Genomic DNA, 15,490 nt, shown 5'->3' with positions numbered 1-15,490 from the left:
TATAAATCCTAGCTAGAAGAACTTCCACCTTTTGAGCTACTATATCCTGATTTTCCTTTGGATACAGTAGTTGATTTTTTTGTACTAGTACTAGAGTCTCCATCATTAATATTTGTATTCCCACTACTATTAGTACTATTATTTGTATTTTTATTTATGAATCCAGATCTACCTCCATAAATATATCTAGTTGGGTTATAATATCCCCCCCCATTATAGTATCCCTCTTCCTCTTCTTCCTCTGTAACAGTTTGATTTCTAGTACAGCCAACAAATAAAGAAGCTGTCATTGCTGTAGCAACTGCAAGAGCCAATGCTTTATTTTTATTAGCATTTAGTAATTTCTTAAAATTATCCATACTTACCCCCAGCTTTTTATTTCAATATTTAAATCATTATTTGTTTCACTAACATATGCTTTCATATCACCTTTAACATCAGCCTTGGTATATACAATTAATTTAGTATATCCAATGCTTTTTAATACTTTCCCATACGGTAAATCCTCACTTAAAAACTCGTACTGGTTATTAAGCTTCTTTTTATATTCATCGTCTTCAAACTCGCCATATCTTTCGTAATCTAAAAATAGTACATAGGCTTTTGGCTTAATAATTTTCAAGTTTTCACCCAAAATTATTAACCTTTCAATTGAATCTTTATTTCCTATTAATCCGTATGGATGAAATAAAAAGTTAAAATTTATAATCGGTTTTATATTAAATTTATTATTAATCAAATAAGCCATTTCTAGAGATTCTCTCATATTAATATCTATAATAATAAATGTTTTTTCTAAGTCATGACTTGTTATATCCATTAATTTGTCTTTGTGTTCCCTGTAAATATATTGTTCATCTAATGAATATGTAATTTCAAAATCCGAATAAGTTTGAAGTGATACAAAAGGGCCGCTTCTCATAAAAGGTTCGAAATTCCCCAAATTAGATTTCCAAGCTCTATATATTTCTCTAAAGTTTTTTTCTTTCAAATTCATTTTTTCACCTAGCTTTCATAAGTAACCGCGAAAATTTTAGAAAGGGAAATGATTTGTTTAAAATTATCTACTGTATTAAAAGTAACATGCCTATCACTACATTCATTTTCCTGAACTTCACCCTTGAAAGTTATGTCTGGAGCCGAGTTTGACCATGAATTACTATTTTCAAAAATATTTATTTCTCTCTCATAATTCATATAATTATAAGGTAATTTATATACGATGGCAAAAATTTTATCAAAGGAAAGTATTTGTTTATAGCTCTTAAAATCTTCTACAGTTTCAACTACGATAAGACCTTTGCTCGTAACATTCAGGTTCCCCTCCAAAACTTCAAATGGCTCATCCTTTTCCCATTCCAAATAATCTCTATAAAGATATATACTCAAATTATTTACCCCCATATTCAAACTTCTTTATAAATAATAGTAGATTTTCCCCTATACAATTTCATTATTATAGCAAAAAATCTACTCATCATTTAAATTCTAGTTACCTTATTAGTTTATCTAACAACCTGAGAAACTATAATTGATAATCCAATAAGCATGCCTGCTAAAAATATAGCTATTGCTATATTCCCTTTTTCCAATTCTTTATTAAAATCTGCTGGCACTATAAAATCGAATAGCTTGTATCCTATTATTAAAATAATAATTCCAACTATCCCAAATAATAAGCTTACGCCTACATTCATTAACATTTCCATTTAAATCCCCCCTGTTTATTGTAATCTTTTCACCTTATACTAATTATAACCTATTTGGATATTTTTTCAAATATTTCTCAAAATTAATTACCCTAGTTAGAATTTTATTTTTGATATTTAAACTACTTACTTTATATTTTAGGATTTAATTTTATATTTAAATAAAAAAAATCACAACATTTTTCTACATTATTGTGATTTTTTAATAAATACAAATTTAATTTTGTTATTAAAACTTAATCTCTGAATTTTTTATTACTATTCTAGGTTAAGCTTATTTTTTAAAATATAATTAGTTATACAGAATAAAATTACAAATAAACATAAAGAAACAAGTATTGCACCTAGCAATATATATTGTGGATTTGCATAAACAAAATTTACACTTATAAATAATATAGTCATACCTATTCCTATTATTGTTTGTTGAATAATACTTATTATCATAAATCCAGCAAATGCTCCTAATAATTTTTTTGATTTAAATAACTGCCCTATAGAAAGAGCTGCATAAAACATCATAATTCCATGGGCTAAATTTACAATTCCAAGAATGATAAACTCTATAATAATAGGACCATTAACTCCGATTTCAGAATAAATATTTTTAAATTCTTTAATTATTGCCTTAACCATTTCTGGCTCGTATGCCATTATAACTATGGAAATTGCAGCCACAATAGTACTTATTATAATCCATATCATAGATACTACTAGTTTATTAACTATATTTTGTGAACTTTTTACTGGGATGGTATTCATTAAATAGCCTTCATCTCCAAATAGATTTTTATAAAATCTTTGTATAATTATAAAAAATGTTCCTACAAAAACTGCTATCATTGTTATAACATATCCCATCATTGTTATAATAGCAGGAATGCCCCCTAAGAAATCCATATTCGATTCATTAAAATTAATTCCAATAAACAGCTTGTTAATAATTGTAAATCCCAATAATGCCGCATAAAGAGGTATCATTATTCTCCCTATTGCCTTAAATTCATATTTCATTAATTTTCTTAGCATTTGAACACCTCCCTAAATAACTCATCTACTGTTTTCCCATTGCTTTCTCTTATTTCGTCTACACTCTTTTGTAACATTATTTCTCCATTAGATATAAAAATAACATCATCTAAGATTTTCTCTATATCTGCTATCAAATGAGTTGAAATTACTACTGTTGCATTCTCATTATAATTGCTTATTATAGTGTTTAAAATATAATCCCTTGCTGCTGGATCTACACCTGCAATAGGCTCGTCTAAAAAGTATATTTGTGCTTGCCTACTCATAACTAAAATAAGTTGGACTTTCTCTTTAGTTCCTTTAGATAATGTCTTAAGTTTAACATCTGATTCAATATTTAACCTTTTTAGCATATCATAAGCTCTATTTTCATCAAAATCCTCATAAAAATCTTTGAAAAAAGTTATAATATCAGATACCTTCATCCACTCATTAAGATAAGTTCTTTCAGGAAGATAGGAAACTATTTTTTGAGTTTCTATACCTTGTGTAAATCCTGCAATTTTTATTTCTCCGGATGTTGGCTTCAATAACCCATTAGCTATCTTTATTAAAGTTGTTTTACCACTACCATTAGGACCTAAAAGTCCAACTATTTTCCCCTTTTCTAAAGTTAAATCAATCCCCTTAAGTGCTTCCTTATTTGCATATTTTTTTACTAGTCCTTTGCATTCTAAAATAGGTTCACTCATTACTCCATCTCCCTTGCCATTTTTCCCACAAACTCCATTATTTCCTCACTGCTAAGTCCTAAATTTTTCATATTTTCAAGAAAATTTAACGCTTGATCTTTAGCTATGCTTAACTTAATCTCTTTTATCATCTCTACATCCTCCGTAATAAATCTTCCACTAGTTCTTTGACTATAAACAAAGCCTGCCCGCTCTAACTCTGTTAAAGCTTTTTGTATTGTATTAGGGTTTACTGATGCCTCCCCTGCCAACTCTCTTACAGTTGGAAACTTTTGTCCTGGCTTGTATTCTCCTGATATTATTTTTAACTTTATCTGCTCTATTAGCTGAATATATATAGGCCTTTGGTCTTTAAATTCCCATTCCACTTAATCACCTCTTTTGTATTATTGTATTAATACCTTAATACAATAATACAATTTTGTTTTAGTCTTGTCAACATCTACTTCAAAATTTTAGTTCCTAGCTATTCTTAACCTATAGATTTCAATACAATCCACTATTTTAAACTATATGTGTTAAGTTATATAACACAACCCCATGACACTCTTAATATCATGGGGTTATTAATTATGATTGTTTAGATTTTACAATTTATTATTTATATAACTATCTACTTATGATACGGTTCACCCTTTATAATCCTATATCCTCTATATATCTGCTCTAAAAGCATTACTCTAAATAATTGATGTGGAAATGTCATCTTTGAAAAGCACACTTTATAGTTTGCTCTTTTTATAACTTGCTCTGATAATCCTAAACTTCCACCAATTATAAAGACTAGGTTTGAATTCCCATCTACTCCACAGTTATCAATAAAATTAGCAAATTCTTCTGAAGAAATGTGCTTTCCCTTTAAATCCATTGCTACTACATAAGCGTTATCTTTTATCTTAGACAGGATATTCTGTCCTTCTTTTTCTTTAATCTGTACTTCTTCTTTAGTGGATGCATTATCAGGTGTTTTCTCATCAGGTAGCTCTATTATATCTAATTTGCAGTATCTTGAAAGCCTTTTAGTATATTCATCTATTGCATCTCTTAAATACTTTTCCTTTATTTTACCTACAGTTATTAATGTTATATTCATAGGTTTCCTCCTAAATTGTTATACTTCTTTACTAAAATTAGTATATATCTAAAGTCTATTTATTAAAAGAAAAACCTAACTAAATTAGAAAATCTAATTTAGTTAGGTTTTAATTTGTATATTTAGCCTTAGTAAAATTTTTATTTTAATGCCTTAAGGGCCACACTATTTAACAAACTCCATGGTTTATTGAAATGTGGTTGAAAAAAGAAATCTGTCATAGCAAGTTCTTCTATCGTCATATTGTTTTGTATTACTACCGATAATGTATTCATATGTTGAGTTAAGTCTATATCCGATATGATCTGACCTCCAAGAATTCTTCTAGTATCTTCATCATATACTAGCTTTATCATAGCCTCACTAAAAGTTGGCATGAATTCCGGTCTATTATTTTCTCTTAACTCTACTGATTTTATATTCATAGATGTAGTACTTCTTGCAACATTTTCTGTAAGCCCTGTAGATGCAATACACTTGTCATATATTTTTATTCCAGATGTACCTTGGGTTCCCATATATTTCAGTGTAGGATTCACTAAATTTTTAGCTACAAGAGTTCCCATTCTAACCGCATTAGTTGCTAGTGGTATATATCTCTTATCCCTAGCTGGATTATATTCTACAACGCAACAATCCCCTGCTGCAAATACATCCTCACAACTCGTTCTCATATATTCATCAATTATTATAGCCCCATTAGGAAGAGTATCTAATTTTCCTTTTACAAGTTCTGTACTAGGTGCAAACCCAATACAAAGTATAACCAAATCTGCTTCATGTGTATTTTTATCAGTAACAACTCTTGCTACTTTTCCATCTTGGCCTTCAAATTTTCTAACTTTTTCACCTAATGATAATTTTACTCCACGATTCGAAAATTCTTTTTCTGCAATATCAGTAAATTCTTTATCAAGATACTTACTCATTATTCTTTCTTCTGCATCTATTAACGTTACATTCTTACCTTCCATTTCAAAAGCTTCAACTAATTCTACTCCAATATATCCTGCACCTACAACTACCACATTCTTAGCTTCAGTAGATCGTTCTATAATCTCCTTAGCATGGCTGTAGTTCTTACAAAGTAATATATTATCTAGATTCTTACCTTCAAAATTAGGAACTATAGGCCATGAACCCAATGTTAGAACTAATTTATCATATCCCTCTTCAACAATATCATTTGTTCTTAAATTTCTTGAGGTAATACGCTTGCCATCTATATCAATATTGGTTACATCATAATTCATCCTCATACTTATGCCCATATTACTTAATTTTTCTGGTGAATTATAAAACAACTTCTCTGGCTCACTTACTATATTTGATACACTAAGTGCTATTCCACATGAAAGAAATGATACATTATCGTTCCTTTCATAAACAATTATTTCGCTATCTGGATAAAGTTCTTTTACATTTACAATAACCGCTGTTCCAGCATGAGTACATCCAACAACTGCAATTTTCATATACTATAACCCCCTTGAATTATATAATTTATTTTACTACACTTTTTCATTAATTTAACTTTCAATAGTTATTATTATCTAAAAATAAATACTATTAAGTATACTGTATTACTTATTTACATTATATTCAATATAGCTTTAACCTCATATATTTAAGTTACCTCTCTAATGCTCCATATTACACTTTCATAGCTTAGTTTTTGCATACACTATATTTTATATGCAATTCATATAAATATATAACATTTTAATAATAGTATTGTTATCTACTAAAAAAACACAAGAAAATATTTATTCTTTTTCTTGTGTTTTTTTCTTAATATCCTAGCTCTTTATTTAAAAATATAACATGTATTCTATCTTTATTTCCTTGTCTTCTTATTATAGTATATTCATTACAAATTCTATCTTCACTTGAACAATCCAAACAATATCCTACTTTAGTACAAGGTGTATTTCTATTTAACCTTTTACAATTTGCTGGAGCAGCTATTCTTTCATTTCTTCTTATAGCCTCATCTATGTCCTTTACTATTTTATTTTCTCCTAATACAACAATAACTTTATCAGGTCCATATAGCATAGCCGCTACTCTGTTTCCATTTCCATCCACATTATAAAGTTCACCCTTTTCAGTTATAGCATTAGTACCTGTAAAATACACATCTGCGGAAAATGACTGTCTATATATTTCCTTGACTTCATTTTTTGTTAGTCCTTCTTTGTACCTATCTAAAAATGTATATCTTCCACTTCTTAAATGTTCAATTACGCCAGTTTCAAATAAAGACATAGATCCTCCGCAGGCTACTGTAGCTCCAGACCATGTAATTTCTTCAATTTTTTTTATTAATTCTTCCTCACTGTTTACCAAATACCCATTCATTCCATTACTATTAAGGCAATTTATAGTTTGTTTGATTTTATTTTCCTTTAACCATATCATATTATCATCCATATTTAACTCCCCTTAAACAAATTTTCTATATATTGTATTGTAACATATATACACGTAATAATAATAAAAACCCTAATGAATTTTTTAGAAATTCATTAGGGTAATTTAAATATTATTTTCCACAACACTTCTTGTATTTTTTCCCGCTTCCGCAAGTACAAGGGTCATTTCTTCCAATTTTAACTTCATTCACAACTGTTTTAGATTCTCTCCAAGTTTTTTGAATTTCTTTTCTCTTTTCTACTGAAAATATTCTATCCCATTGTGGTAACGTATAAAGATAATCTGCTTTAGAATCAAGCATATTGTAATATAACTTTTCAAAGTCTATTTTAAAGTTTATTTCTGTATTATTTTCTATAGCTTCTAAATCTAGTTCTTTATCAATGCTTTCATTTATACCATCTAAAAATCCCATGAAATAAATTTCACTTACCTCAAAATGTTTAGCTAACTCTGCAAATTTCCCACTAATTACACCATCAGCTATATTTAAAGCCTTAATGTATATTGATTTCTCAATCTGAGCATATTGTTTCCAGAACTCAGGCTCACCATTCTCCTTAACAAATTCCACAACATACTCTGTCCAATTACTATATGCACTCATGTTATTTTCTCCTTCTTTATCCATAATTTTATAATATTAGTTTTGTTAATTATAATAGATATTTATTTATCTTTCAATATTATTTTACTGTTGTATACGTAAATTTTCTATTTCATCCTTACTAAACGGCTTCGAAATGTTGTAGTTGCCTCCAAGAGTTTCAACGCCTTGATTATCTATAGTAATCATAACCTTTTCTATAGACGATAACTGTGTCAATGAAGTGGTTATTGATTTTAATAAAGTTCCCTCTTGCACTGGCGTCATTTTCAAAACAACTTCATTACTTAAGCTAATATATGCTATTTTATCTTTAATTGAAAAACTTAAAAGTCTTGTACCTTTAGGAAATACTGGCTTGCTCTCACTTACAACGGCAGGACCCTTTATAAGTTCTTGCATTATAATTTCCCCTAAAAATTCCTCACTACTTATAAGCCTTGCCTCTTTTACTATATCAGCTTTATCTCCATTTCCACCAAAGTATAAATCTATATCTATATTATCATCTTTGGATGTTGAATTTTGGAGTTTTTCCTTGCTTATCATACTTGCCTTATCTTTTTTTATCCCCATTGTTTTTGAAGCATAAATTATACCAATTAATACAGCTACCCCAACTACTATAGCTATTAAAACTAGACTAAAGGTTTTTTTCTTCATATTACACCTCCTAATTTACGACTTAAACTATTTCTATATATCTGATACTAAACTATGACCATCTCTATTACACATTCTTAAACTAATATCCTTTTCTATATTGATATTATTTTCTCTTAATACACCTACAACTGTTTCATATGCAAGCTCCGGATAATTATTTGTTTTACTTAAATGTCCTAAATATATTGTTTTATATTCATCCTTAAGAATATCTACTATTGCCTTCCCACAATCCTCATTTGATAAATGACCTTGTGAGCTTAATATTCTTCGTTTTAATGGGTATGGATACGGACCAAATTTAACCATTTCCACATCATGGTTGCTTTCCAATAGAATTATATCACTATCTACTAATGCCTCTTTAACTTCTATAGAGAAGTACCCTAAATCAGTAGCTATGCAACAGGTTTTTTTCTTTCCATGTATTTTATATCCTCGTGGAGAAACCGCATCATGGGATATCGGAAAATTCTCTATGGTTAATCCTTTTATTTCACTGAATTTACCATCTATTATTTTAATATTCTCCACTCTTATATTTCCTATTTTAGTCTCCATAGCCTCCCATGTGAGACTAGGCGCGTATATAGGCACGTCATATTTCCTTGAAAATACCCCAGCACCCTTAATATGATCTGAATGTTCATGGGTTATGAATATACCGTCTATTGATTTGGGGTCTACACCTATATTGTTTAGTTCTCTATCTATAGACTTCCCCGGCATACCTACATCTATAAGTATATTACTGCCATTTTCAGATGCAAATATACTATTTCCACTGCTACCACTAAATAATGGGCAAAATTTCATAGTTTTCTCCTCAATATGTTATTCATTTAATTAATACAGGTAATTTTATTTCTTTACTCTAGCTATATCTGCACCTAATGCTTTAAATTTTTCTTCAATATATAGATATCCTCTATCTATATGTTCAATTCCCTCTACTTCAGTGTTACCTTCTGCTGCAAGACCTGCAATTACTAATGCTGCACCTGCTCTTAAGTCAGTTGCATAAACCTTAGCTCCTGTTAATTTTTCTACGCCATCAATTATAGCTATTTTGCCATCTACTTTAACCATTGCGCCCATCTTCTTTAATTCATCAATATGCTTAAATCTGCATTCATAAATACTTTCATTTACTACACTTCTTCCTTGAGCAATTGTTAAGAGTGTACTTATAGGCTGTTGAACATCTGTAGGGAATCCTGGGTACGGCAATGTTTTTATATTTACACCTTTAAGGCATTTTTTACTCTTTACTGTAACTGAATCATCATGTTCAATTATTTCTACACCCATCTCTACAAGTTTTGCTGAAATTGACTCTAAATGTTTTGGAATTACATTATTTAAAATTACTTCTCCACCGCAAGCTGCCGTTGCTATCATAAATGTACCGGCCTCTATCTGGTCAGGTATAACCGAATAGTTACATCCCGAAAGCTCTGAAACTCCTGTTATCTTTATTACATCCGTTCCTGCACCCTTAACATTTGCACCCATTGTATTTAAGAAGTTTGCTACATCTACCACATGTGGCTCTTTAGCTGCATTTTCTAGTATTGTAACTCCTTCTGCAAGTGTAGCTGCAAGCATGATATTTATTGTCGCCCCAACACTCACTACATCAAAGTATATAGTTGATCCAACTAATTTATCTGCAATTATATTTACTGCACCATGTTCTATGGTAACAGTAGCCCCTAATGCTTCAAATCCTTTTATATGTTGATCTATTGGTCTATCTCCTATTGGACATCCTCCTGGAAGCTCAACTCTAGCCTTTTTAAATCTTGCAAGAAGAGCTCCTAGCAGGTAATAAGACGCTCTCATCTTTCTTACCTCTGGGATTGTAGCATTTGTTGTAACTATATTTGTACTATCTATTTTAATGCAGTTTGTTCCTGCCTCAACTTTACATCCTAAATATTTTAAAATAACTTCTAAGCAATTAATGTCCTCTATATTAGGAACATTATCTATTATACAAATTCCTTTAGATGCTAATATTGCCGCAGGCAATATTGCCACTGCTGCATTTTTAGCGCCATCAATATTAACATTTCCGGATAATGGATTGCCTCCATTTATAACTAATTTTTCCATATAGGTATCATCCTCACTATTTATATAATGTTCATATTTTTACATATGCAACTTATTTTTAATCTTTAAAATCTCATAATTATAATTATATCACATTGTTCGTTACTTTTAATAAAAAATTTAAAATTAAACCGTGTTTTTTTTAGGAATTGTTTTACAATGCATATATACTTTAGATACTGGGTTATAATTAATTATATAAATCTATTATAACCTATAATAATATGTTATAATACGGTTAACTATAACATTATAATTATTTTACTTATTATATAATGTTTTGTAATTAAAACCTACATACCGGGAGGAAAAAAATGAAATATTATTTAGTTGCAGTAGTCGATGATAAATCCATTGATGAAATTATATCCATTCAAAAATTTTTAAATAAAAAGTATAGACTATATAAAAATATATCTAATTTATATATTCCTCTAGGTTCTGTATCAAATGTAGAACTTGATAAATTAGATGAGATAATAAAAAAAATTATATCTCCTTATAAAAAATTTAAAGTTGGTATCGATAATGATATCTATATTAATGATACTTCTAATACCGTAAACTTAAAGATTAAAGATAAGGGTTATATAAATAAAATATGTAGATCCATGTTTGATATGTTTACTACCCACGGAATTAGCATTAAGGAATTTTCAACTTTCACTTACTTTAACATGCCAATATCTAATGCAAATAATGCTATCAGAAAGGCATGTGTTAATAACTCTTTTAGTTTAGATAGTTCTAAAGATAAAACTGAGCTTCTTAACTTCACTAAAATAGATAAAGTAGAAATTTGGAAACAACTTAATAATCGACGTGATACACTAGTTAAAAGTTACTCCTTAAAAGACTTTTAATCAGCTTACTAAATACATATAAATTCTAAATATATAGATATATTTAGAATTTATATTAAATAATTATACAAGTATTTGGGCACACTATCCTTAAGGATGGTGATGAGCTATGTGGGGTATTATCTTTTCAATAATTGCAGGTATTACCATGAGCGTACAAGGTGTGTTTAACACCGAACTTTCAAAAAAAATTGGTTTATGGGAAACTACCGTATTAACTCAAGGTATTGCACTTGCCACCGCTTTAGTTGTATTGATGTTTGCCGGGGATGGTAATTTTCGAAATTTAAAAGATGCCAACAAACTTTATTTGCTTGCTGGTGTTTTAGGTACAGTAATCACTTTTACCGTAATTAAAGGCATGTCAAGCCTTGGTCCAGCTGTAGCTGTAGCCATAATTCTTGTAGCTCAACTTATTGCAGCGACTTTAATTACTCACTTTGGATTCTTTGGGTGTAAAGCATCTCTTTGCAGTCTTCGTCAATGTATAGGCGTGATTATAATGATAGGCGGAATCATAATTTTTAAATGGAAAGGATAATTTTTATCTTTTCTATTTTTATGTCACAGAAATTATCAATTTAACTAACCCACCACCTTACCTTAACACTTATACTTTAATACATCTTATTTATAACTTATAAAATGGAGGTATTCTATGGATTTTAAACAACTTGAAGCATTTATTACTGTGTCCAAGCTTAAGAGTTTTTCTAAAGCTGCTAATTCTATTTATTTATCCCAACCAACTATAAGCTCACATATATCTAGCTTAGAAAGAGAACTTAATGTACAACTATTTGATAGGACTTCTAAAGAAGTTAATTTAACTCCAGTGGGCGAGTCATTTCTTCAATATGCTAATGATATTATAAATACAAGAAATAATGCAATAACTGATTTAGCTGATTTTAATACCACTATCACTGGAGCTCTTAACATTTCCGCTAGTACAACACCTTGTAATTCTTTATTACCAAATCTTGTATCAAGCTTTAGTACACTTTATTCAAATGTTAAATTTAATATTAGAGAGCAAGGTTCTGTTTCTATAATAAAAGATATTATGGATCTTAAATGTGAAATTGGACTAGTCGGTACTATTATAAATAATCCCAAAATAAATAGTTATAAGATTATGAATGATGAGTTAGTTGTCGCTTCAAGTCCTAAGTTAAATTTTCCTGAAGTAATATCTATAGAAGATTTAACTAAACATCCCTTTATTGTTAGAGAAAAGGAATCTGCCACTAGACATACTTTAGAAAAACAGCTTCATTCTCACAACATTGATATGAAGAAAGTTAAGACTCTCTGTGAAGTTGATAGTGTACATGCTCAATTAAAATTTATTAAGCTCGGATTAGGGATTTCTATAATTAGTAAAAGTTTATGTGAAGATTACGTCTCAAATGGAACTATTAATATTAGTAAAGTTCAAGGTCTTGATTTAAATCGAGATATTTTTTTAGTTACTAGTTCTAAACGTACATTAACTCCAATTGCAAGAGCTTTTTTTACCATGTGCAAAGAAATATACAAGTTATAAAAGATGTATTTCACAACTTGTATATTTTATATTATATAAAAACTTTAACAAATGTAACACTCCTACATATACTAATAAGTGTAATCAGTATATAAGGGGTGTTATTATGTTTTTCAATAAAAAACTTGATCCAACACTAAAAGATATAATAGATAATAATATTTATAGTAAGTATAGAATTATAATTAAATACGGAATGATAAAAAATTCAATAGATAAAATGATAAAATCCTCAAAGGGTAATATTATTTATAATATAAATTCCTTAAATTGTTTGTGTGCATTAGTTACAAAACCAACAATTAAAAGACTCATTGAACTTCCTGAGGTTAAATATATTTGTCTTGATGATATAGCTTTTCTTTGTAACAAAAATGTACTTCATGCTAATTCCATATTTTTAGATAATAAACAATTTCAATCAATCAACGAAAAGTCTATTTCTGGCAATGGTATTTGTGTTGGAATTATTGATAGCGGTGTTTATCCTCATTTAGATTTAACTACTCCAACAAATAAAATAAAAAAATTCATAGATTTAATCAATGGTGCTACAAACCCATATGATGATAATGGCCACGGAACATTTGTATCCGGAATAATTTGTGGAGAAGGTACTAATAAAAAAATTAAACATCGCGGTATTGCTGTTAATAGTAACATTGCTATGGTTAAAGCTTTTAATAAATTTGGGAAAGGATATATCTCTTCTACCCTTTGTGCCCTAGAGTATCTATACAATCTAAGCGATGAATTAAATATTAAAGTCATCTGTGCTCCCTTTGAACTAACAACTTTAAATAAATTCACACTATCTCTTTATGATACATTCTTCTTAATGTTTAAAAAGAAAAACATATTAATAGTTGTACCCGCTGGTAATAATGAAAATAAAGAAGATACAATAAAAGGTTTAGCTTTATCCGATAAAGTACTTACCATAGGTGGTATTAACACCAACACTTCATATTTCTCTAGCGAATATTCTTGTTGTGGCTCTACTAAATCTTTAAAAAAACCTGACTTTGTAGCCGCTAGTGATGATGTTATTTCTTTAAATTCTGATACTACTTATATATCAGAACGTGATGGTGAAAAACTTTATCCAACACCACTTACTTCACTGTATACTACCTCTAGTGGAACTTCTATATCTTGTGCTTTTATCTCCGGTCTCTGCGCTTTATTATTTGAACTAAACAAAGATTATACTTTTGATGATATTTATACCTTATTAAAAATAAATTCTATTTTAATAAATGATAAAAAGTATAGACAAGGGAATGGATATATAAATGTAAGTAATCTTCTAAATACTGATTTACCTCATCATAAACAAGACTCTAAGAAGAAAAAAAAATAAACATCCCACAACACTATGGGATGTTTTTTTATTGTTCTAATCTTTAAATCTAGTTTAATTTTAGTTTTAAATTATTTGAATTTATTCCTCTAAAATTTTTATTTAAGTTACCATTTAATTTAAGAGAAGTCTTCTAATCATATCTATGGCTGTTATTGTGGTTCGTTCTCTTACCTTTTGTCTATTTCCTACAAAGTTCAATTCTTTTGTTGTAACTTTACCCTTATAATATATTCCAACATATACTCTCCCTACTGGTTTTTCATCTGTTCCACCACCAGGTCCAGCTACTCCAGTAGTTGAAATTCCTATATCTGCTCCCGATGTATTTGCTATACCACTAGCCATCTCACTAGCAACCTGATGGCTTACTGCTCCAAATTCTTCAAGAGTTTCTTTTTTTACACCTATTCTCTTCATCTTAGCTTCATTACTATAAGTTACTACACCCTCAAGTAAACTTTGAGAAATCCCTGGATAATTTACTAATCTTGCTGATACCATTCCACCAGTACATGATTCTGCCGTCGCTATTGTAAGCCCCTTATTTACTAAGACTTCTCCAAGAACATTTTCTAATGTAGTCTCACCTTCACCATAAATATTAGCACCCAAAATTTCTCTTATTTTTTCTTCTATTGGCTTTATAAGGCTATTCGCTTTAATTTCATCCTCAGCCTTCGCAGTAATTCTAAATATCATTTCTGAATCCTTAGCATAGGGTGCTACAGTTGGATTTTCACTATCTAACATATCCCCTAACATTTCCGCAGCTGCACTTTCTCCAACCCCTATGACTCTGAGAATTTTAGACACCAATACTTCTTTAGAATATTTTTTTAAATATGGTATTACACTTTCTTCAAACATTAGTTTCATTTCTTTTGGTGGTCCTGGTAACATTACAAGCACTTTATCTTTTTCTTCTATTATGCATCCCGGTGCTGTTCCATTATTATTTTTAAGTATTAAAGCATCACTTGGAAAATAAGCTTGTTTTTCATTAGTACTTCCCATAGGTTTATTTACCTTTAAAAAGTATTTTTTTATACTTTTTAAAGATTCTTCATGACAAATAGCTTTCTTTCCAAAGTAATCAAAAGCAACTTCCTTTGTCAAATCATCTTTTGTTGGTCCTAATCCACCTGTTGTAATTACTAAATCTGCCCTTGAAAAAGCCAATTCATAAGCTTTAGTTAACCTTTCCACGTTATCTCCAACCACCGACTGATAATATACAAATATGCCCTCTTCACTTAATCTCTTAGAAATATATTGTGAATTTGTATTTACTATATCCCCTAATAAAATTTCTGTGCCTACCGCAAGTATTTCACATCTCATACTTTACCTTTAATAAGA

19 protein-coding genes are annotated in these 15,490 nt (G+C 29.4%); 4 read left to right on the top strand and 15 right to left on the bottom strand.

Translation table 11 applies throughout. The features are described from left to right. Nucleotides 1–8: 8 nt before the first annotated feature. From RSA29_RS10790 to RSA29_RS10725, 14 genes are all read right to left on the bottom strand, one after another. Nucleotides 9–359 carry a hypothetical protein gene (locus RSA29_RS10790; protein ID WP_346942969.1) on the bottom strand — a complete coding sequence of 117 codons (351 nt, stop codon included), beginning with the start codon at nucleotides 357–359 and terminating at the stop codon, nucleotides 9–11. A 2-nt stretch (nucleotides 360–361) separates the two neighbouring features. Next, entirely contained in the window at nucleotides 362–997 is a 636-nt protein-coding gene (locus tag RSA29_RS10785; protein ID WP_346942970.1) for a normocyte-binding protein, read from the bottom strand. Nucleotides 998–1,005: 8 nt separating this feature from the next. Then, on the bottom strand, nucleotides 1,006–1,389 hold the full coding sequence (locus RSA29_RS10780; RefSeq protein WP_346932810.1) for a hypothetical protein: 384 nt from the start codon (nucleotides 1,387–1,389) through the stop codon (nucleotides 1,006–1,008). Nucleotides 1,390–1,505: 116 nt separating this feature from the next. After that, the gene (locus RSA29_RS10775; protein WP_346932811.1) at nucleotides 1,506–1,709 is read right to left on the bottom strand and encodes a DUF350 domain-containing protein; all 204 of its coding nucleotides are present in this window, start codon (nucleotides 1,707–1,709) and stop codon (nucleotides 1,506–1,508) included. Nucleotides 1,710–1,967: 258 nt separating this feature from the next. Further along, nucleotides 1,968–2,738 (bottom strand): ABC transporter permease, encoded by a 771-nt coding sequence (locus RSA29_RS10770; protein WP_346942971.1) that lies wholly within the window; start codon nucleotides 2,736–2,738, stop codon nucleotides 1,968–1,970. Then, entirely contained in the window at nucleotides 2,732–3,433 is a 702-nt protein-coding gene (locus RSA29_RS10765) for an ABC transporter ATP-binding protein (protein ID WP_346942972.1), read from the bottom strand. The genes RSA29_RS10770 and RSA29_RS10765 overlap by 7 nt, the downstream gene beginning before the upstream one ends. Next, a complete protein-coding gene (locus RSA29_RS10760) occupies nucleotides 3,433–3,801 on the bottom strand; it encodes a GntR family transcriptional regulator (protein ID WP_346942973.1) in 369 nt (122 codons plus the stop codon). The genes RSA29_RS10765 and RSA29_RS10760 overlap by 1 nt, the downstream gene beginning before the upstream one ends. A 245-nt stretch (nucleotides 3,802–4,046) precedes the next feature. Next, a complete protein-coding gene (rlmH, locus tag RSA29_RS10755) occupies nucleotides 4,047–4,526 on the bottom strand; it encodes a 23S rRNA (pseudouridine(1915)-N(3))-methyltransferase RlmH (RefSeq protein ID WP_346942974.1) in 480 nt (159 codons plus the stop codon). A gap of 140 nt (nucleotides 4,527–4,666) precedes the next feature. Beyond that, entirely contained in the window at nucleotides 4,667–6,001 is a 1,335-nt protein-coding gene (locus tag RSA29_RS10750; protein ID WP_346942975.1) for an FAD-dependent oxidoreductase, read from the bottom strand. 316 nt (nucleotides 6,002–6,317) lie between these two features. Continuing rightward, nucleotides 6,318–6,959: a lactate utilization protein gene (locus RSA29_RS10745; RefSeq protein WP_346942976.1), complete on the bottom strand. Its 642-nt coding sequence runs from the start codon at nucleotides 6,957–6,959 to the stop codon at nucleotides 6,318–6,320. 112 nt (nucleotides 6,960–7,071) lie between these two features. Then, nucleotides 7,072–7,569, bottom strand: a complete 498-nt coding sequence (locus RSA29_RS10740; RefSeq protein WP_346932845.1) for an SEC-C metal-binding domain-containing protein — start codon at nucleotides 7,567–7,569, stop codon at nucleotides 7,072–7,074. A gap of 84 nt (nucleotides 7,570–7,653) precedes the next feature. Continuing rightward, nucleotides 7,654–8,232, bottom strand: coding sequence for a GerMN domain-containing protein (locus RSA29_RS10735; protein WP_346942977.1), 579 nt, complete (start codon nucleotides 8,230–8,232; stop codon nucleotides 7,654–7,656). A 33-nt stretch (nucleotides 8,233–8,265) separates the two neighbouring features. Then, on the bottom strand, nucleotides 8,266–9,051 hold the full coding sequence (locus RSA29_RS10730) for an MBL fold metallo-hydrolase (protein ID WP_346942978.1): 786 nt from the start codon (nucleotides 9,049–9,051) through the stop codon (nucleotides 8,266–8,268). A gap of 45 nt (nucleotides 9,052–9,096) precedes the next feature. Then, nucleotides 9,097–10,353 carry a UDP-N-acetylglucosamine 1-carboxyvinyltransferase gene (locus RSA29_RS10725; RefSeq protein ID WP_346942979.1) on the bottom strand — a complete coding sequence of 419 codons (1,257 nt, stop codon included), beginning with the start codon at nucleotides 10,351–10,353 and terminating at the stop codon, nucleotides 9,097–9,099. Nucleotides 10,354–10,667: 314 nt separating this feature from the next. On the opposite strand from RSA29_RS10725, the gene RSA29_RS10720 reads away from it, so the two are divergent. The 4 genes from RSA29_RS10720 to RSA29_RS10705 all read left to right on the top strand — a co-directional run bounded on the left by RSA29_RS10720 (nucleotide 10,668) and on the right by RSA29_RS10705 (nucleotide 14,128). Then, nucleotides 10,668–11,216 carry a hypothetical protein gene (locus RSA29_RS10720; protein WP_346932821.1) on the top strand — a complete coding sequence of 183 codons (549 nt, stop codon included), beginning with the start codon at nucleotides 10,668–10,670 and terminating at the stop codon, nucleotides 11,214–11,216. Between the two features lie 109 nt (nucleotides 11,217–11,325). After that, entirely contained in the window at nucleotides 11,326–11,757 is a 432-nt protein-coding gene (locus tag RSA29_RS10715) for a DMT family transporter (RefSeq protein WP_346932822.1), read from the top strand. Nucleotides 11,758–11,874: 117 nt separating this feature from the next. Then, nucleotides 11,875–12,765, top strand: a complete 891-nt coding sequence (locus tag RSA29_RS10710) for a selenium metabolism-associated LysR family transcriptional regulator (protein WP_346942980.1) — start codon at nucleotides 11,875–11,877, stop codon at nucleotides 12,763–12,765. 106 nt (nucleotides 12,766–12,871) lie between these two features. Then, nucleotides 12,872–14,128 (top strand): S8 family serine peptidase, encoded by a 1,257-nt coding sequence (locus tag RSA29_RS10705; RefSeq protein WP_346942981.1) that lies wholly within the window; start codon nucleotides 12,872–12,874, stop codon nucleotides 14,126–14,128. Nucleotides 14,129–14,242: 114 nt separating this feature from the next. Here RSA29_RS10705 and RSA29_RS10700 read toward each other — a convergent pair whose 3' ends face one another. Then, nucleotides 14,243–15,472, bottom strand: a complete 1,230-nt coding sequence (locus tag RSA29_RS10700; protein ID WP_346942982.1) for a competence/damage-inducible protein A — start codon at nucleotides 15,470–15,472, stop codon at nucleotides 14,243–14,245. Nucleotides 15,473–15,490 lie beyond the last annotated feature (18 nt).

Source organism: Clostridium sp. (assembly GCF_036660475.1).
Taxonomy (GTDB): domain Bacteria; phylum Bacillota; class Clostridia; order Clostridiales; family Clostridiaceae; genus Clostridium_J.
The sequence above is the reverse complement of the archived record's forward strand: the minus strand, read 5'-3'. Positions and strand labels throughout refer to the sequence as shown.